Annotated in this window: 15 protein-coding genes; 11 read left to right on the plus strand and 4 right to left on the minus strand. The window is 57.9% G+C overall.

The genetic code is table 11. The features are described 5' to 3' along the window. The first annotated feature begins 4 nt into the window (after positions 1 to 4). Both J5Y17_RS17860 and J5Y17_RS17865 read left to right on the plus strand, forming a co-directional pair. Positions 5 to 1,870, plus strand: a complete 1,866-nt coding sequence (locus tag J5Y17_RS17860) for an MFS transporter (protein ID WP_219787223.1) — start codon at positions 5 to 7, stop codon at positions 1,868 to 1,870. After that, positions 1,870 to 2,865: an ABC transporter substrate-binding protein gene (locus J5Y17_RS17865; protein WP_219787224.1), complete on the plus strand. Its 996-nt coding sequence runs from the start codon at positions 1,870 to 1,872 to the stop codon at positions 2,863 to 2,865. Before J5Y17_RS17860 ends, J5Y17_RS17865 begins: the two co-directional genes overlap by 1 nt. A 293-nt stretch (positions 2,866 to 3,158) precedes the next feature. Here J5Y17_RS17865 and J5Y17_RS17870 read toward each other — a convergent pair whose 3' ends face one another. From J5Y17_RS17870 to J5Y17_RS17880, 3 genes are read right to left on the minus strand one after another with little or no spacing between them, the layout of a single operon-like run. Further along, positions 3,159 to 4,400 (minus strand): CaiB/BaiF CoA-transferase family protein, encoded by a 1,242-nt coding sequence (locus J5Y17_RS17870; protein ID WP_219787225.1) that lies wholly within the window; start codon positions 4,398 to 4,400, stop codon positions 3,159 to 3,161. Between the two features lies 1 nt (position 4,401). Further along, positions 4,402 to 4,809: a PaaI family thioesterase gene (locus J5Y17_RS17875; RefSeq protein ID WP_255572202.1), complete on the minus strand. Its 408-nt coding sequence runs from the start codon at positions 4,807 to 4,809 to the stop codon at positions 4,402 to 4,404. 12 nt (positions 4,810 to 4,821) lie between these two features. Next, on the minus strand, positions 4,822 to 5,607 hold the full coding sequence (locus tag J5Y17_RS17880; protein WP_219787226.1) for an IclR family transcriptional regulator: 786 nt from the start codon (positions 5,605 to 5,607) through the stop codon (positions 4,822 to 4,824). A 147-nt stretch (positions 5,608 to 5,754) separates the two neighbouring features. On the opposite strand from J5Y17_RS17880, the gene J5Y17_RS17885 reads away from it, so the two are divergent. The 9 genes from J5Y17_RS17885 (at position 5,755) to J5Y17_RS17925 (ending at position 16,776) form a co-directional block, all read left to right on the plus strand. Next, positions 5,755 to 7,314: an acyl-CoA synthetase gene (locus tag J5Y17_RS17885; RefSeq protein WP_219787227.1), complete on the plus strand. Its 1,560-nt coding sequence runs from the start codon at positions 5,755 to 5,757 to the stop codon at positions 7,312 to 7,314. A gap of 36 nt (positions 7,315 to 7,350) precedes the next feature. Further along, positions 7,351 to 8,487 (plus strand): MaoC family dehydratase N-terminal domain-containing protein, encoded by a 1,137-nt coding sequence (locus tag J5Y17_RS17890; protein ID WP_219787228.1) that lies wholly within the window; start codon positions 7,351 to 7,353, stop codon positions 8,485 to 8,487. A gap of 53 nt (positions 8,488 to 8,540) precedes the next feature. Further along, positions 8,541 to 9,029: a TRAP transporter small permease gene (locus J5Y17_RS17895; RefSeq protein ID WP_219787229.1), complete on the plus strand. Its 489-nt coding sequence runs from the start codon at positions 8,541 to 8,543 to the stop codon at positions 9,027 to 9,029. Positions 9,030 to 9,054: 25 nt separating this feature from the next. Next, a complete protein-coding gene (gene dctP / locus J5Y17_RS17900) occupies positions 9,055 to 10,056 on the plus strand; it encodes a TRAP transporter substrate-binding protein DctP (RefSeq protein ID WP_219787230.1) in 1,002 nt (333 codons plus the stop codon). A 78-nt stretch (positions 10,057 to 10,134) separates the two neighbouring features. Then, positions 10,135 to 11,424: a TRAP transporter large permease gene (locus J5Y17_RS17905; protein ID WP_219787231.1), complete on the plus strand. Its 1,290-nt coding sequence runs from the start codon at positions 10,135 to 10,137 to the stop codon at positions 11,422 to 11,424. An 81-nt stretch (positions 11,425 to 11,505) separates the two neighbouring features. Further along, positions 11,506 to 13,113: a carboxyl transferase domain-containing protein gene (locus tag J5Y17_RS17910; RefSeq protein WP_219787232.1), complete on the plus strand. Its 1,608-nt coding sequence runs from the start codon at positions 11,506 to 11,508 to the stop codon at positions 13,111 to 13,113. A 3-nt stretch (positions 13,114 to 13,116) separates the two neighbouring features. Beyond that, positions 13,117 to 15,108 (plus strand): acetyl/propionyl/methylcrotonyl-CoA carboxylase subunit alpha, encoded by a 1,992-nt coding sequence (locus tag J5Y17_RS17915; RefSeq protein ID WP_219787233.1) that lies wholly within the window; start codon positions 13,117 to 13,119, stop codon positions 15,106 to 15,108. Between the two features lie 8 nt (positions 15,109 to 15,116). Further along, the gene (locus J5Y17_RS17920) at positions 15,117 to 15,977 is read left to right on the plus strand and encodes a hydroxymethylglutaryl-CoA lyase (RefSeq protein ID WP_219787246.1); all 861 of its coding nucleotides are present in this window, start codon (positions 15,117 to 15,119) and stop codon (positions 15,975 to 15,977) included. 10 nt (positions 15,978 to 15,987) lie between these two features. Next, a complete protein-coding gene (locus J5Y17_RS17925; RefSeq protein WP_219787234.1) occupies positions 15,988 to 16,776 on the plus strand; it encodes a crotonase/enoyl-CoA hydratase family protein in 789 nt (262 codons plus the stop codon). A gap of 4 nt (positions 16,777 to 16,780) precedes the next feature. On the opposite strand, the gene J5Y17_RS17930 is transcribed toward J5Y17_RS17925, so the two are convergent. Then, positions 16,781 to 17,782 (minus strand): P1 family peptidase, encoded by a 1,002-nt coding sequence (locus tag J5Y17_RS17930; protein ID WP_219787235.1) that lies wholly within the window; start codon positions 17,780 to 17,782, stop codon positions 16,781 to 16,783. Between the last annotated feature and the right edge of the window lie 279 nt (positions 17,783 to 18,061).

An 18,061-nucleotide genomic window follows, 5' to 3' on the forward strand; every position in this document is an offset into this window, starting at 1 on the left:
GCGTGTGACCTTGGCATTAACACTGGTTATTGCCTTTACCATCGCCAGCTTCTCGACCGTGGTCATTCGCGCCTACGACGATGCCATCGAGCCAGAGCTTCGGCAGAGGATGGATCTTCTTGGCACGATGTTGCGCGATGATCTCCAGAGAACGTTGGAGCTTGGTATTCCAATCGATGCGGTTGCGGGGTTTGACGAGAAAGTGGCTGAGACGGTGGCCGACTTCCCGGAGATCCGACGGGTGAAAATCGTCGCAAACAATCGTGAAGTTTTGCTCGATCTCGAAAATGGTGACGCGGGCGGCGGATTACAAAACGTTTTGGGGGCGCAGACTTGGACGAACACTTTTTCGGTCCTCGCCCGAAGCAGAATTGTTGCCGAAATCGAGTTGTCTGGTGACCCGCGCCAGATTGAAACCCGCTTACTGCGGGCGCTTTTGGATATCAGCGTGATTGCTCTTGCAATCATTTTCCTTGGTGTTGAGGTCATCCTAGCGCTCGCGGCGCGCAATATCTGGATTCCACGTTTGGCTGTCACAGGTCTATTGGAAGAACAACGCCGTGGCTGTTTTGATAAAGTGATCGATGTGCCCTCTGGAGGGCAGATGAGACGGCTCGCTGAGCGTCTGAACGACAGGGCGTTGCACCTTGCGCGGTTGAACTCACGGGAAAAGGCGGATCCGAGACGGTTCGAAATTTCTTTGCCCTTGTCCGGTCGCCTTCCCATGTTTCTCTTGGCCCTCGGGACAGAAACGACGGCCTCTTTCTTGCCGGTCATGGCCAGAAATGCGGAGCGGATGGCCGCACTTCCCGGCGCGGTTGCGGCCGCACTCCCTCTGATCCTTTACCTCCTCGCAGCGGCGGTCTCTGCCCCTCTCGCGTCGCGCGTGATCACGCGGGTCGGGCCGCAGAAGGCGTTTTTCTGTGCCGTTCCCCCGATCATAACGGGCCTCGTCGTTATGTCCGTGTCTTCCGAGCTTGCCGGTATTGCATTCGGTCGGATGATCGTGGGGGCCGGATATACATTGGCGGCAGTTTCTTGTTCAGCATATATGTTGCGCGCTGGAGAGCACGGCGCCGCAGCGGAAACCCAAGCTTCCCTGAATACCGCACTATATGGTGGCGTTCTCGCAGGATCCGTGATTGGCGGCGTTATTGCATTTGAGGTCGGCTATTCCGCGGCGATTTTACTCGGCGCGGCTACAATAATCTGCGCGTGGTTTGCCGCGCGCTGGGGCCTGTCAGGTCCCGCCGGCGCTGTCAGGCACAGCAACAGGGCGGCAGGTGTTGAAAAGCAATCTCCACTGTCGTTTTTCTTGACTGTGGCTTGCCTTGCCGTGCCAATGAGCGCGGCGACGGCCATTGTCGTCTGGTATCTCGTGCCGATGACCCTTTCACAGCAAGGATATGAGACCACGATCATCGCGAGGATCGTGATGTTGTATTACCTATCAGCAATCTTGATCGCCCCTCTTGCCGGTTACCTTTCGAACGCCATCGGTTTTAATGAAAGGCTCGCGGCCGTTATGGGAGCCATTTTGGCTGCGGTTGCGTTGCTCGGAGCAGGTTTTGCGTCTCTTGGACCAATTTTCGTCGTAGCGCTGCTTGGCTTTGGCCATGCCATTCTTCGCGCGCCCCTCTACGCACTTGTTGTCTTTTACTGCGGCCGAAAAGCGTCGTGGATCGCGGGATACCGGTTTGCTGAAAGACTTGGCGCAATTGTCGCCTTTGTCGCAATTTTCTTCGCCACTCCTGAAAATTCTGATCCATCCCTGATCTTTGCCTCTCTCGGCATCTTGTCGTTGTCCGGCGCGGTCATTTTCGGCATGATTTCATCAAGCAGAACGAAAAGAAGGGAGACGCCGGTATAATGGGTATCCGCACTTGCGTATTCGTTGCCTCGACCTGTCTGTTACTCGCCGCGCAAGCCGTCGCGAAAGATCAGACGGTTCTGTTTGCGACCTGGCGTGGCTGTGAGGAATCTTGCCAAGGCGTCAAAGACTATCTTGAGGAGGTTGCTCCGGATGTCAGGATATCAGTACGCGACGCTGGCCGCGACAAGGCGCGGTTAAAGGGGCTTGTCGAAGACGCGCGCGCGGAGGGTGTCGACCTCATCATATCGTGGGGAACGACTGTCACGCTCGCCACTGCCGGAACCCTTGCACAGCTAGAGGATGCGAATTTTAACCATGATATCCCTCAGGTCTTCATGATTGTCGCTGACCCGGTTGGATCTGGGATCGCCAAGAGCCTCGAAGACACTGGGCGCGAGAACTTGACCGGAACATATAACAGGGTGCCGGAAACAGTGACGGTGGACACTTTGCAGCGCTTTGTTCCGAATTTAAAGAAGCTCGGGCTTCTTTATAATGCGAACGAAAAGAACTCTGTCGGAAAGCGTGACGAATTGGCAGATCTTCTTCCCAGCATCGGGATCGAACTCGTCGACTATGGTTTCGAACTGTCCGAAAATGGAGCCCCCATGCCCGAGGACATCGGCGTCCATGTGAGGCGGTTAAAGCAAGCCGGTTCTGATGCGCTTTATGTTGGAAGTTCGTCCTTTCTTCGCTCGAATGCCGCGATACTCGGTGCCGCCGCCAAAGCTGAAAATCTGCCGGTCATAAGTTCATACGAAGAAATGGTTCAGGACGGGAACGCGCTGATATCGGTTGCAGCCCGCTATTACGACGTCGGGCGTCTTGCGGGCCGTCAGGTCGCGGACATACTCTTGGATGGGAAACTGCCCGGGGCGCTTCCTGTTGCAAAAATGGACGAATTTGCCCTGACGATAAACCTGAGTTTCGCCCGAGAGATCGGAGTTTGGCCTCCGGTTGATATGTTGGAATTCGCAGATGTGGTGGAATAGGGTTTGTTTCAAACAGGTTCTAACCGCTTTTCCTTTCTTCAACATTCGGACGCTCTGGCGGGGCCTTCCTTCGTGTTTCGGACGTTAGAGCCATGCGCATTCGATACGCCAAATCGCAGCAACCGATGCCAAGGGGGCAGTCGATCCTACTAGATGCGGTGAACGCGTCTTACATCTTGAAACCGATAAGATCTGCAGAGTTGCCCTGCCGCCGGCCCATCAGTTTTCAGCTTGAAAGACTTCTCAGTGGAGAAGGAAAGGCGATTTCTCGCCTTTCCATTTTTCCTGAATGCCTAAAGCGGATCCTTGACTGCGGTTCGACCACCGATGACTGAGCGACGACACAATTGATCGACCTTTTCCTCGGAATATCCCAGTGCCTCACGAAGAACCTCATGGGTGTTTTCGCCCAAAAGTGACGGCGCTGAGGCAGGGCCGGCGCCTCTTCCGTCAAACCTGATAGGGCCTCGCACGACTTTCATGGTGCCGATTTCCGGGTGGGAAACTTCCTCGATCAAACCATGTGCTGCGACATGCTCCTGCGATAGGGCATCTCCAATCGAGAGAATGGGAGCATTGGGAACGTCGAATTCCGTCAAACGCTCCAGCCAATACGCCGTGTCGTCTTGGGTCATTCTCTCATGAATGATGGGTTCAAGTTCTTTTCGGTTGGCGAGTCGCGCCTCATAAAGGGCAAAGCGCGGGTCTTCGATCAGATCGTCCCGTCCCAGGCAGCGCGCGAAATTGTGCCAAAAGCGCTCGGTCAAGCAGGCCACTATCACGTGGCCATCGGCGGTCGGAAACGATCCATAGGGAACGATGCTGGGGTGTTGTGTGCCGACGGGCTTCGGACTTTCGCCAGTGACAAAATAGATTTGCGACAAATAGCCTTGGAGTGCGATCAGGCTGTCGAGCATTGCGATTTCGACGTGACGACCTTGTCCCGTCACATTGCGCTCGTGAAGCGCGGCAAGCAAACCGAAGAGAGAGAAGATGCTGCCGGCCATATCTCCCATCGGGATGCCCAGCTTGTTCGGGGCCTGTCCTGGTTCACAATTAACACTCATGATGCCTGAGAGCGCTTGTGCCACGATGTCAAACGCGGGTTTGTCACCATGGGGGCTATCTTTGCCAAATCCGGTGATCGAGCAATAGATCAGCCCTTTGTTGTCCGCTTTCAGTGCATCGTAGCCGAGACCCAGTCGGTCCATGACGCCCGGGCGAAAGTTTTCGAGTACGATGTCGCTCTGTGCGGCGAGCTCTCTTGCGATTTGAGCGCCCTCGGGAGATTTCAGATCAAGTGCGATGCTCTTTTTGCAGCGGTTGAGAGCAATGTAGTAATGACTCATGCCACCTTTGAAGGGCGGGAAGTTTCGCGTTTCATCGCCCTTTTCAATAGGTTCAACCTTGATGATTTCCGCGCCGAGATCGGCCAAGACCATACTTGCGTAGGGGCCGGAGAGAATGCGCGAGAAATCGAGAACTTTTATGCCGGCGAGGGGACCACGATAAGTCGTGTCATGTGGTTCGGTCATCTTAGGCCACCTTACGGGAAATTTTCATGACAGCGGTGGCGAGCGCGATGACCCGCGCCCCGTCGAGCACCTCGGCATCGAGAAACATCATGGAGCCCGAGGTCTCTCGCACCGTCGCGCGCGCATCCAAACGCGCCCCGGGTTTTGCGGCGCTGACGAAACGCGTGTCCAGTTGAACTGTGACGCAGGGCGCCCTGTCCGCAGCGTTCCATGCCACCAATGCAATGGCCTGATCCAAAAGGGATGTGATGACCCCTCCATGAACCAAGCCCAAAGCATTGCTGTGCTCCGCTGTGGTTTCCAGCGCGTAGACAAAGCCTCCCTCTTCATCTCGCGCCGACATCACGGGCCCGATTTTATCCATCAGACCGCCGGCTTTCAGTGGCTTCCATGTGATTTCCTCCCTCATTGGCGTTTTCCTCTAACTCCCTGTTGTAATTTGCATGGTTTCAATCGCGTCGCGCACCTCCCTAAGCGCGGCGGCGAGTTTCGGAATTTCGCCCGCGTTCAGCCGCTCGGAGATGCCGATGGCGACGAGCGAACGGATCATCTCGTGGCGTTCGTTGAAAATGGGCACGGCGACAACCGTGACGCCGGAAATGTAGGTGCCGGTGTCCACGGCATAGCCGCGGCTTCGGGCCTCAGCGACTTCGCTGAGCCACTCCTCGAAGGAGGGCGGATGATCCCAGACAAGTTTGGAAAACTCTGCTTTCAACTTGCTTTCGTCCAGATCGTTGAACGCGGCAAAGAGACGGCCCGTTGCAGAAATCAAAAGTGGGAAACGAGATCCGAGATCGACCTGAAGACGGAACGGCAGGGAGGATTGCGAGAGCGCAACAACCACCATCTGAGACGGTTCAGCGAGCTGCGTCGCAATGCCCGTAACGCCGAAACGAGACGACAATTCAGAGAGCCTCGGCTGGATCATCACGGAGAAAGTGTTCTTTTGCAGCGCCGAACGCGCCAGCGGCAGGATGCCGATTCCGATGGAATATCGCTTCGTCTTCGAATCAAATTCCACCATGCCCTCATCCTGCAGCACGCGCAGAATGTGCAAGCAGGTGCTCGGCACCAAACCCAACTCACGGGCCATAGGGTTGACCCCCACGGGATCGTTCGAGCGGGCCAAAAACCTCATGATAGCAAGGGCGCGTGTGACCGCGGGCACCTGTCGTTTCGTCGTCTGAGTTTCGTCGTCTTTGACCATTTTAACCTCTGCTTACGCTTCAAATTCATTGTATATATACAATAATAATAGCGTATTGACAATAATCTATTCACCTCCCTACCGTAGTTGTCAACGAGCAGGATGCCGGAGAGGACGGCAGGCTGCGGGATTGGGAGGAAGAGGAAGATGGTCCGACTGACCGAGTACACGTCCTATGCGGACGCTCAGATGCACTACACGAAAGAGGCCTTGTGGGATCTGTTCGACGGCAGGCGTGAGCGGTTCAATATCGCCCATGAGTGCATTGATCGGCACGTCGACGGGGACAATGTGGCGCTACGGATTGCCCATTCCGATGGGCGAAACGAAATCGTTTCCTTCGCAGAGATTTCTCGCAGGTCGTCGCAAATTGCGCATTTCCTGAAAGCGCAGGGGGTCGCAAAAGGGGACCGTGTTGCGGTGATGATCGAACCGTCGCTCCCGTTCTACTGCGCGATCTTCGGCGCGATGAAGGCAGGCGCTGTCGCGGTTCCGATGTTCACCTTGTTTGGACCAGATGGGATCAAACTTCGCGTCGGTGACTGTAAGCCTGAAATCTTCTTCACCAATGAAGAGAAAGCCCCCGAGGCCATCGAAGGCGGGGCGAAAAACGTGATCGTTGTCGACCAAGCGTTTCTCGACACCCTGTCTGATCTCCCCGAAACATTCGATTGGGACACGAGCGGCAACGACTTGGCGGTGTTGCAATACACGTCCGGCACGACCCGCGCCCTACCGGCGGCCGTCCACCACAATCACCGCTCAATTGTCACGCTCATGGTCGCGGCCCTGTATGCGACGGGCATTCGTCCGGGAGACCGCTTTTTCTGTCCGTCTTCCCCGGCATGGGGGCACGGTCTGTGGCATGGAACTCTCGCTCCTTTGGCGATGGGGGTCTCGACAGGCACCTTCTCGGGAAAATTCGACCCTGTCCGCCTGTTGAAAGCGCTCAGTGATTTCGAGATCACCAACCTGACGGCCGCCGCCACGCACTACCGCATGATGCGAAATTCCGGTGCCGCCGAGGCCTTTTCCTACTGCTTCGAAAAGCTCTCTTTTACGGGTGAACCGATTGACAGTGAGACGGCCGCTTACGTCGAACAATTGTTCGGCACCAAAGTTCGCTCCATGTATGGCACCACCGAAATCGGTGTGATCATTGCGAATTACCCCGGCGCCGACGATCTTGAGGTGCGCGACGGTGCCATGGGCAAGGCCGTTCCCGGTGTCGAGGTCGAGGTCCAACGCGATGACGGTTCGCGGTCTGATCCCGGCGAGACAGGGGAACTGATGGTGAAAAAGGCGGGAAAATGGTTCCCGACCAAGGATCTGGGCCGTGTCGACGCGGATGGCTATTTCTACCACGGCGGGCGCGCCGACGATGTCATCATTTCCGCAGGCTGGACCATTGGTGCCGTCGAAGTCGAGGACGCGATCCTGAGCCATCCGGCAGTGGCCGAATGCGGTGTGATCGGCGCACCTGATAGCGTGCGTGGCCTCGTCGTCAAAGCCTATATCATTCTGAAAACGGACGAGCGCGAAGGTCTCAAAGAGAACATTCAGGACCACGTCCGCGCCAAGCTCGCCCGTCACGAATATCCCCGCCAAATCGAATTCGTCACCGAACTGCCGAAGACACCGGCAGGCAAGGTGAACCGCAAAATCCTGCGTGATCAGCAGGCCGCAAAACTTGCCTCTGCCAACTAAAGGATAGAGCGCAATCATCTTTCAAGGAGGATTAAGATGAACCAGATGACACGAAAGTTTCCGAAGATCACGGAGGAAGGTCTCGACGATCTGCGCAAACGTATCGGTGTGAAGATCGAGAAAACGGTCGAGCCGTGGTGCTATGAAGCGACCCGCGACAACATTCGCCATTATGCGCATGGGATCGGCGACGACAATCCGCTGTGGTGCGATCCGGAATATGCTAAGACGACAAAGTATGGCGATGTAATCGCGCTTCCGAGCTTTCTGTTCTCTACCAGCCGGATCATCTCCGGCTATGTCGGCGGTCTTCCGGGGGTCCATGCCATGTGGTCCGGCGCGAACTGGAACTGGCACAAGGTTATTCCGCGCAACACCGAGTTTCGCACCGAGGCCTATCTGAAAGATCTGATCGAGCACGACACCCGCTTTGCCGGCAAAGCGATCCAACAGATTTACCATGTCGATTTTTTCGATGCCAAAACCGGTGATCTCGTGGCCGATGCCGACAGCTGGTGCTTCCGCACGGATCGCGACCAGGCGCGTGAGAACGGTACCAAATACACCGCCGCCAAGGAAAAGGGCCGCCGTGTCTGGACCCAGGATGAACTGAACGAATACTACAAATACTACGAAAACGAGACCGTGCGCGGTGCCGAGACCCGCTACTGGGACGATGTGAATGAGGGCGATGAGATCCCCACAATCGTCAAGGGACCGATGACTGCGACCGGGTTTATTGCCTATGCGCAGGGCTGGGGTGGCCTTTACATCCGCGCCAACAAACTGGCCTGGCAACTTCAGCAGAAACATCCTTCCGCCGGACCGAAGAACCGCTTCGGGATTCCCGACTGCCCGGAACGGGTGCATTGGGAAGAAGAATTCGCGCTCGAAGTTGGTGCGCCGGGTGCCTATGACTATGGCCCGGAACGCTCTTCCTGGTTGACGCAGCATGTGACCAACTGGATGGGGGATGACGGCTTCCTTCGCAAGGCGGACTCGCAGGTGCGCCGTCACAATCCGGAAGGCGACATCATTCTGATCAGCGGAAAAGTGACGCGGAAGTTCGAAGAGGACGGTCGTGCGCTTTTGGAGATTGAACAGCGTGCCGAACAACAGGACGGGGAACTGTCTGCCATCGGCTCCGCCGTCGTCGAGCTTCCCAAACGCTAAAGGGAGCCCCGGCGATTGTCTTGGGCGTCAACCACTGGGAGGAGAGGTTGATCGTGTTAGGAACACTCTTAAAGAAACTTGAGGACATCCTGCATTTCGCAGGGTGCCTCGGCCTCGTGACCGTCGTCGTGCTGGTCAATGCGGACATTCTGCTTCGGCTGTTCTTTAACGAACCGGTGCAGTTTCAGTTCGAGTTCACTGAACTCTATCTGATGCCCGCTTTGGCCACGTTGTCCCTTTCGCGGGTGTTCCGCGATGGCGGGCATCTTGCGCTCGACTTCGTGCCCGAGCATCTCCCCGGATTTTTAGGCAAAGCGATCGCGAAACTGCGCTTGCTGCTTCCTGCCGCCTTCTTTGGCGCGGTGACCTACATGTCCGGCACATTCGCGTTCCATGCGTTTTCGCAGGGTGATGTCGAATTCGGAGTGATCGATTGGCCGCTTGGGTGGGCCTATTCCGTCGTCCCCTTGGGATGCGGCGTTCTGGCTCTGCGGCTACTCTATGACACTTTTCAAAAAGAAGTGCGTGAGCCAACCCCATAGAAACTTTTCAGGGAGGAGACTGAAAATGACTATCGCAAGGAAAGCATTTGCCGCTTTTGCAAGTGTAATGGCACTCGGCGCTTTTGCGGCGCAGGCGGAAACACTGAGCCTCGGTGATTTCCAATCCACCAGCCATATCGTGTCGGTGGAGGGCACGGTCAAATGGATGGCGGCGGTGGAAGAAGCCACCGGCGGAGAAATCGCATTCAACCACTTTCCATCGCAACAGGCGGCCAAGTCCAAGGCACAGCTCGATGCCGTGAAAAGCGGCATTCTGGATGCTGCACTTTTGGGCGCGTCCTACCACGCCGAAACCTTGCCGCTGAATTCGATCGTGGGCCTGCCGGGCTACTATGGTTCCGCGGTCCAGGGCACAAAAGCGTTGCAGGCGATGTTGAAAGAGGGGCCACTGCGTGACGAAGTGCTCGCGGCCGGTGTAACGCCGATTTTCGGGTTCACCTTGCCGCCCTATCAGGTGTTGGCGAAGGAGCGCCTCGGTCCGCCGGCGGATTGGGCGGCCTTGGATGTCCGGACCTCCGGTGCGACGCAGGCGATGACCGCCCGAGATCTTGGCGCCGTCGGCATCTCGATCCCTGGACCCGAAGTCTACACCGCCGTGGAACGCGGTCGCCTCGACGCGGTTCTGTTCCCGCTGGCTTCCGTGCTGGGATACAAGTTGAACGAAGTGGTTAGCCATATTTCTGTCAACGGCTCCTTCGGTGGCTACAGCTTTATCATGGTGGTCCGCACCGAGCTCTTCGACAGTCTGGATGCTGACGTGCAGGAGGCCATGATTTCGCTCGGAGAGGAAACGGCGCTGCATGTGGCGCAGGCCCAAGACCAGAGTGTCGAGGCGCTCATCGCGCAATGGACCGCAGAAGGGATCGACACCTACAGCTTTACTGACGAGGAACTCATGGCGCTCACTGAGGCAATGGCGCCCGTGACGGACGATTGGGTCACGCGCATGGGCGGTGAACAGGCGCAGGGCGTTCTCGCGACCTATCGCTCGCTCACCAGCCAATAACCTCACGCACCTTTCCCGAAACCTCAGGGCGGTCGATCACCCGACCGGCTGCCCTCTCAAGGACTTCGTGTTCCCTTCATGCTGACTTTCATTGCCATACTCGTCCTTCTGGCGTTTCTCATGATTTTTCGAATGCCGATTGCATTCGCCATGGGCATCACCGGTTTCGTGGGACTTTCACTCCAGCTCGGCGTGCGCCCCGCATTGGCCGTGTTGGAACGGACATTCTTTGACAGTTCCGCCTCGTTCATCCTTGTGGCGATCCCGCTTTTCATTCTGATGGCGGAACTCCTGACAGCGGGGGACGTGACGCGCCGCGCGATCATTTCCTGTCAGGCCTGGATCGGGCATGTCAAAGGCGGGCTCGCGATGGCCACTGTCGGGGCTTCTGTCATCTTGGCCGCTCTGGTCGGTAGCTCGACCGCCTCCACCGCCGCAATGGCCGCATCCGCCTTCCCAGAAATGCGCAATCACAACTATTCGCAGCGCCTCGCTGCCGCCGTCGTCTCTGTGGGGGGAACGCTCGCGGTTGTTGTGCCGCCGTCGATCGTGCTGGTCGTCTACGGCGTGCTCACGGAAACCTCCATCGGCAAGCTGTTTATCGCGGGCATTGTCCCCGGTCTGTTGACGGCCACCGGGCTTGCCGTCGTGATCAAGTTCATCGCGCATACAACCGATCAGGCCCCGAAGGGCGACCCTTTCGAACTCAAGCGCGCCGTGAAAAGCAGTCGCCACGTGTTCCCGATGATTGTGCTGATGGTGCTCGTGATCGGCGCCATCTATGGCGGGCTGACCTCGCCATCCGAGGCTGCGGCGCTCGGCGTTATGGGATCTCTGATCATCGTCATCTTTCAGCGGACCTTGAGTTTCATGAACTTCAACCGCTGCGTCTCAGGCGCGATCCGTGCGACCGTGATGATTGTCGCGATCGTCGCCTGTTCCGCGATTTTCTCGAATTATCTGGCCTTTACACGGATCACCCATGCACTTCTGGAATTCGTGGCGACCACCGATATGTCCCGGGGCACAATCATGGCCATCATGATCCTCACGCTTCTTGTCATGGGCATGTTCATGGATCAGCTCGCGATCCTCTCGCTTGCCATGCCCTTGGCATTTCCGACCGCCATGGCTTTGGACTTTGATCCGATTTGGTTTGGCATTGTCGTCACAAAAACAGTGGAAATCGGCCTGCTCACGCCCCCGCTTGGCCTTAATGCTTATGTTGCAGCGGCCCAGACCGGTGTCCCGCTCAGTAAAATCTTCCGCGGTATCCTGCCCTTTCTTGGCATGGAGATCCTGGTTCTGCTTTTGCTCATCTTCTTCCCGCAAATCACCCTGTGGCTGCCAAGCCTGATGCTGCGCTGAAAAACGAAAACAAGCTCACCCCGACCGGTTGTCCTTTGGCGACCGGACAGGAGAGGTGCGCCTATAAGACTGGAGAATGACATGACGATCTTGCACAGCAACGTCAGCTCAAACGCCCCCGAGTTCGAAGAGAACCGGATTGCAATGCAGGCACAATTCGACGAGATCGCGGATGAAGCGGCCCGTGTCATGAAGGGCGGCTCTGAATCCTCAAGAGCGCGCCATGTTGCCCGCGGCAAACTTTTGCCTCGCGACCGGATTGCCGCTTTGCTTGATCCCGCTTCTCCCTTTCTCGAGGTCGGACTGTTTGCGGCCAGCGGGCACTACAATGACGAAATTCCCGCAGCGGGAGCGATTGCAGGCATTGGCCGGGTCGAGGGGCGCGACTGTATGATCCTGTGCAACGATGCGACCGTGAAAGGCGGCACATACTTTCCGCTGACCGTGAAAAAGCACCTGCGCGCGCAAGAGATTGCGGAGGAAAACAAGCTGCCTTGTATTTATCTTGTGGATAGCGGCGGGGCCAATCTGAACAATCAGGACGAGGTTTTCCCGGATCGCGACCATTTCGGGCGGATTTTCTACAATCAGGCCCGGATGAGCGCCAAAGGCATCGCCCAGATCGCGGTGGTGATGGGGTCTTGCACGGCGGGCGGCGCCTATGTGCCGTCTATGAGCGATCAAACCATCATCGTGCGCGAACAGGGGACGATTTTCCTCGCTGGTCCGCCGCTTGTGAAAGTGGCGACGGGCGAAGAGGTTGATGCCGAAACACTGGGTGGCGGCGATACGCACACGCGGCTCTCGGGAGTTGCAGATTACCTCGCAGACGATGACCGGCATGCGCTGGCGCTGGCGCGCGAAATCGTCGCCAATCTCGGTCCCAAACCCCGTCCGAATATCGACACGAAAGATCCGAAAGCCCCTCTCTATCCCGCAGAGGACATCATGGGCATCGTCCCGGCCAATGACAAAACCCCGTTTGATGTGCGCGAGATCATCGCGCGGATTGTGGACGGATCGGATTTTGCAGAATTCAAACCGCGCTATGGCACAACATTAGTCACCGGGTTTGCCCATATCGACGGCGTTCCCGTGGGCATCCTTGCCAACAACGGCGTGTTGTTTTCTGAGAGTTCGCTCAAGGGGGCGCACTTCATCGAACTGTGCTGTCAGCGCAAAATTCCGATCCTGTTCTTGCAGAACATCACCGGCTTCATGGTCGGTTCCAAATATGAGGCGGGCGGGATCGCGAAGGACGGAGCCAAACTCGTCACTGCCGTCTCCACCGCCAATGTTCCAAAGATCACCGTCATCATTGGCGGCTCTTATGGCGCGGGCAATTACGGCATGTGCGGGCGTGCTTTCGGGCCGCGCTTCGTCTGGATGTGGCCCAATGCGCGGATTTCCGTGATGGGCGGTGCACAGGCCTCCGGCGTTCTGGCCAATGTCAAACGTGCCGGCATCGAAGCCAAGGGCGGGAGCTGGTCCGAGGAAGAAGAGACAGAGTTCAAACGCCCGACCATTGAGATGTTCGACCGTCAATCGCGGCCGCTCTATGCCTCGTCGCGGCTTTGGGACGACGGGATCATCGACCCGCGAAAAACCCGTGACGTGATCGCCTTGTCGCTGCGCGCGACCCTCAATGCCCCCGTCGAAGAGACGCAATTCGGCTTGTTCAGGATGTAAACCATGACCGCACCTTTCGAAAAAATTCTGATCGCGAACCGGGGCGAGATCGCCTGTCGCGTCATCAAAACCGCCCGCGAGATGGGCGTGCGTACCGTCGCCGTTTATTCCGATGCTGATCGCGATGCACTGCATGTCGAATTGGCGGATGAAGCGGTCCATATCGGTCCTTCGCCTGTTTCTGAAAGCTATCTCGTGGCGGAGCGGATTATTTCCGCAGCCCTCGCAACCGGCGCGCAGGCGATCCATCCGGGCTATGGCTTTCTCTCCGAAAATCCAGACTTCGTCGAAGCGGTGGAAGCCGCTGGTCTGACATTCATTGGCCCATCCGCGACGGCGATCCGTGCCATGGGGCTCAAGGATGCCGCAAAAGATCTGATGCAGGAGGCGGGTGTTCCGGTTGTGCCGGGCTATCAGGGCGAAAATCAGGATCCGGCGTTCCTGGCGGCTCAGGCCGAGCAGATCGGCTACCCCGTTTTGATAAAGGCCCGCGCCGGTGGTGGCGGAAAGGGCATGCGCAAAGTGGACAATCCGGCGCAGTTTCGCGACGCCCTCGAGTCCGCTTGGCGCGAAGGGCAGTCCTCCTTTGGCGATCCACATGTCTTGATCGAGAAATTCATAATCTCGCCGCGCCATATCGAGGTGCAGGTCTTCGGCGATACGCATGGCAACGTGCTGCATCTGTTCGAACGCGATTGCTCCTTGCAGCGTCGCCACCAGAAGGTCATCGAAGAGGCCCCGGCGCCCGGGATGACGGATACCGTTCGGGCGGCGATGACCGAAGCTGCGGTCACGGCCGCGAAGGCCATCAACTATGCCGGAGCTGGGACCATTGAGTTCATCGTCGATGGCTCAGGGCCTTTGCGCCCGGACGGCTTCTGGTTCATGGAAATGAACACGCGCTTACAGGTTGAGCACCCGGTCACCGAGGCAATCACCGGTATTGATCTGGTTGCATGGCAATTGCGGGTGGCTGCGGGGGAGGTCTTGCCCGTTGCACAAGAGGCTCTGACAATCTCTGGTCACGCGTTCGAGGCGCGCCTCTATGCCGAAGACCCGTCGAACGGCTTTCTCCCCGCCACTGGTAAGCTTGAGCATCTGTCGTTTTCAGAGAATTCTCGCAACGACACCGGCGTGCGCTCGGGCGATACGATCAGCCCCTACTATGATCCGATGATCGCAAAGGTCATTACCTCAGGCGACACGCGCGAGATCGCGCTCGCGCGTTTGGTCGCGGCACTGCGTGACACCCATGTCGCGGGAACCATGACCAACGCCGAATTTCTCGCCACACTCGCGTTGAACGAGGCGTTTCAACACGGGCCTTTCGACACCGGTCTGATCGAACGTGAACTGGAGGGTTTGACCATGCCGACGAAGGTTTCTGAGGAACATCTGGCTTTTGCGGCTTTGTCGGGTCTCGGCATTCGTCCCGACGCGCCTCGGCTCGGTTGGCGTCTCTGGGGTGAGGCGCGGCATTCGGTCGGTCTGGTGTGCGGAACTGATATGTATGAGCGTCAGCTGATCTTGCACCCAGATGGCGCCATCACTTTGACCGGTGGAGATCGCGACCTGACCCTGCGTGATGTCAGAATCGAGACAGGGCACATGCGCGCCACCACTGGTCCCTACAATGCGCAGATCGAAGCTCGGGCTGTTCACGCTTCTCGCCCTGACGGGCTTTTGATCTCTGTCCAGAGCGGAGGGGTCGTCCACGATTTCTCTTTGTTCGATGCGCGTCTGGGCAGCGCCATGACAGCCGAGGAAGGTCATGTCGTGGTGGCGCCCATGACGGGCATGATTGTGACCCTCGACATTTCCGTGGGCGACACGGTGGAGCCGGGTATGAAGCTCGGCGTCATGGAAGCGATGAAAATGGAGACCTCCTTGATCGCACCGCGGGCCGGACGCATCGCCACTGTGCTCTGTGCCGCGGGTCAGACCGTCGAGGGCGGGGCTGTCCTTGTGACGCTTGAGGAGGAGGTCGCCGCATGACGGATCAGATGACGGATCACGTCCGCATTTACGAGGTCGGCCCCCGCGACGGATTACAAAATGAAAAGCGCCTCATCCCTGCAAGACAGAAGATCGAGTTGATCAATCTACTTTCGGACGCGGGGTTCGAAAAGATCGAGGCGACGAGTTTCGTCTCTCCGAAATGGGTGCCGCAGCTTGCGGACGCCGCAGAAGTTATGGCGGGGATCACGCGCCGAGGCGGGACAGACTACGCTGTGCTGACGCCCAACCTGAAAGGCTTCGAACGCGCACTGGAGGCTGGTGCGGATGAGGTGGCGGTGTTTGCCTCCGCCTCCGAAGGCTTTAGCCAAAAGAACATCAATTGCTCGATTTCGGAAAGCCTTGCGCGGTTCGAACCGCTGATGGCCGCAGCAAAAGACGCGGGCCTGCCGGTGCGAGGCTATGTGTCCTGCGTTGTGGCCTGTCCCTATGATGGCGCGGTGTCGCCCGATGCGGTGCGTGATGTCGCCTCCGCGCTCAAAGACATGGGATGCTATGAAATCTCTCTCGGTGACACGATTGGGGCAGGGACCCCTGACACGATTTCGCGCATGCTCGAAAGCGTGCTGAAGGCTGTGCGCGCAGGCGAACTTGCGGGCCATTATCACGACACTGGGGACAAAGCGCTTGGCAATGTCGAGGCCTCGCTCGCGCTGGGGCTGCGCACGTTTGACAGTGCCGTCGGTGGCTTGGGTGGCTGTCCCTATGCGCCGGGGGCCAAGGGAAATCTTTCCACCACCGCGCTTGTGGAACGTCTCGATCAGCTCGGATTTCATACTGGGATTGACCGTTCCGCACTTTTGAAAGCCGAAACCTTTGTCGCCGCCATCGCGGCAGATACCCTGTGAGGACAATGCGATGACGTATGAAACGATCCGGATTGAGATAGATACCCGCCAGGTGGCCACGGTGACTTTGGCGCGCTCCGAGAAACACAATGCAATGGATGCCGTCATGATTGCGGAGCTTACCGCAGCCGCCGAACGTCTTTCGAAGGATGATGGCGTCCGTGTTGTCGTCCTTGAAGCCGAGGGGAAAACCTTTTGTGCCGGGGGCGATCTTGGCTGGATGCGTGATCAGGCCGAGAAGGACCGACAGGGAAAGATGGACGAGGCCATGACCTTGGCGCGTATGCTCGGACTTTGGAACGCCCTGCCAAAACCCGTGATCGGTCGTGTACATGGCGCGGCCTATGGCGGCGGGCTTGGCCTAATCTGTGTCTGTGACATTGTCATCGCCGAAGACACCTCCCGCTTTGCTCTGACGGAAACGCGTCTGGGCCTGATCCCAGCCACGATAGGGCCCTTCGTCGTGGCTCGACTGGGCGAAGCCTTCGCGCGTCAGGTGTTTTTCAATGCGAAGCCCTTTGATGTCGATTTCTTGATCCGGGCCGGTGTCGTCGCGCGCTCCTGCCCATCCGAGGAACTTGACGCAGCCATCGAAAACGAGGTCGCCGCGCTGTTGCACTGTGCGCCCGGTGCGGTGGCCGAGGCGAAAGCACTCTGTCGGGCTCTGGCAGGTGTCGACCCAGAGGACGCCGCGGAATTCTCCGCCTCCGCTCTCGCAAACCGCTGGGAGACCGAGGAAACAAGGGACGGGATCGCGGCGTTCTTTGCCAAGCAAGAGCCGCCTTGGAGGCATGGCTGATCTGTCAGGTCGGTGAGGTTTCAGACCAGGTCGGTAAGAGATCTCCCGCCTCTGGACGCGCCGCATAAACGCCGCGTGCGATGGCGCGGGCAAGACAGGTCGCTGCGAGCGCACCAATCCGCGTCAAAGCGATGGCGCGGTCTTCTGGCAAGTCGAAATGTCCTGTAGACACTCCGAACACCAAATCCCCGTCAAACGGCGTGTGCGCAGGAACAATCGCGCGGGCGATCCCATCGTGTGCCGCAACCGAGAGGCGATAACATTCCGCCTTGGTCAGCTTCGCATCCGTCGCGACGATTGCGATGGTGGTATTTCGCTGTTCAAGCGGGGCGATCTTGTGCCCGAAGGGTGCGCCGCTGTGACCTGTATTGGGGTCGGGCCCCAATGCGCCGAATTCTCCGTTCTGCTCAAAGGCTGCCGCCCAAAAATGGCGGCTGTTCTCTGGCGTCACTGAGCCGACCGGGTTCACCGCGACCAAGGCCCCCACCGAAATCTCGCCAATACGGGCCGAAGCGGAGCCAAGTCCGCCTTTCAGGGTTGCGGTCAGGGCACCGTAGCCGGCGCCCTCCGTCCCGAGATCAAAGGCCTTTGAAGCAGAGAGATACGCGTTTCGGCCCAATTCGCGATACGGGTTTTCGGACCAACTCTTGTCGCCCCCGTTCAGCAAATCGAAGAGGATCGCCCCGGGAACAATCGGCACAATGGCCGGACCCGCCGTGTACCCGCGATTTTGAAGTCGCAGCGTCTCTGACACCCCGCTACAGGCGTCCAGACCGAACGCAGAGCCACCGGACAGCACCAAAGCGTCTACCTGTTCCACCAGTTTATCGGGTGCAAGAAGGTCAGTTTCGCGCGTGCCAGGTGAGCCGCCCATAACGCTGACGGATGCGGTGAACGGCGCGTCGGAGGTGAGAACCGTTACGCCTGATTTGAGGCCTGCGTCGTCAGCATTGCCCACGAGAATTCCACGAACGTCCGAAATTAGGTTCCGGTCAAAGGTCGGCATTGTCTCTCCGTAAACTGCGCGTTCTGCTCTTTTTCTACCGTAGAGGGAGAGTATAAGGTCCAGCAATGGGTGGCTTCGTAATTGACGAATCCGAATAGGTTGCTACGGCACGGCTGACCTTTGAATTAAGGGTGTCATGGTTGCAGGTACAGACACACGACCAAGGCAACCGTAGTTTGTCGGGCCTCGTTAGGAGGCTGTCGAACAGACAAATGCTCTCAGAGCTTCCCTGACACGGAATTGGGGTGGAATGGGTCGATACGGGGAATGGTTGTCGTT

Origin of the sequence: Celeribacter sp. PS-C1 (genome assembly GCF_019429625.1) — a bacterium.
In the GTDB taxonomy this organism is placed as follows: domain Bacteria; phylum Pseudomonadota; class Alphaproteobacteria; order Rhodobacterales; family Rhodobacteraceae; genus Celeribacter.

Coding starts and splice junctions, on each gene's coding strand:
- J5Y17_RS17865 (WP_219787224.1), top strand. CDS start 1,870: ATGGGTATCCGCACTTGCGTATTCGTTGCCTCGACCTGTCTGTTACTC.
- J5Y17_RS17870 (WP_219787225.1), bottom strand. CDS start 4,400: ATGACCGAACCACATGACACGACTTATCGTGGTCCCCTCGCCGGCATA.
- J5Y17_RS17875 (WP_255572202.1), bottom strand. CDS start 4,809: ATGAGGGAGGAAATCACATGGAAGCCACTGAAAGCCGGCGGTCTGATG.
- J5Y17_RS17880 (WP_219787226.1), bottom strand. CDS start 5,607: ATGGTCAAAGACGACGAAACTCAGACGACGAAACGACAGGTGCCCGCG.
- J5Y17_RS17885 (WP_219787227.1), top strand. CDS start 5,755: ATGGTCCGACTGACCGAGTACACGTCCTATGCGGACGCTCAGATGCAC.
- J5Y17_RS17890 (WP_219787228.1), top strand. CDS start 7,351: ATGAACCAGATGACACGAAAGTTTCCGAAGATCACGGAGGAAGGTCTC.
- dctP (WP_219787230.1), top strand. CDS start 9,055: ATGACTATCGCAAGGAAAGCATTTGCCGCTTTTGCAAGTGTAATGGCA.
- J5Y17_RS17905 (WP_219787231.1), top strand. CDS start 10,135: ATGCTGACTTTCATTGCCATACTCGTCCTTCTGGCGTTTCTCATGATT.
- J5Y17_RS17910 (WP_219787232.1), top strand. CDS start 11,506: ATGACGATCTTGCACAGCAACGTCAGCTCAAACGCCCCCGAGTTCGAA.
- J5Y17_RS17915 (WP_219787233.1), top strand. CDS start 13,117: ATGACCGCACCTTTCGAAAAAATTCTGATCGCGAACCGGGGCGAGATC.
- J5Y17_RS17920 (WP_219787246.1), top strand. CDS start 15,117: ATGACGGATCACGTCCGCATTTACGAGGTCGGCCCCCGCGACGGATTA.
- J5Y17_RS17925 (WP_219787234.1), top strand. CDS start 15,988: ATGACGTATGAAACGATCCGGATTGAGATAGATACCCGCCAGGTGGCC.
- J5Y17_RS17930 (WP_219787235.1), bottom strand. CDS start 17,782: ATGCCGACCTTTGACCGGAACCTAATTTCGGACGTTCGTGGAATTCTC.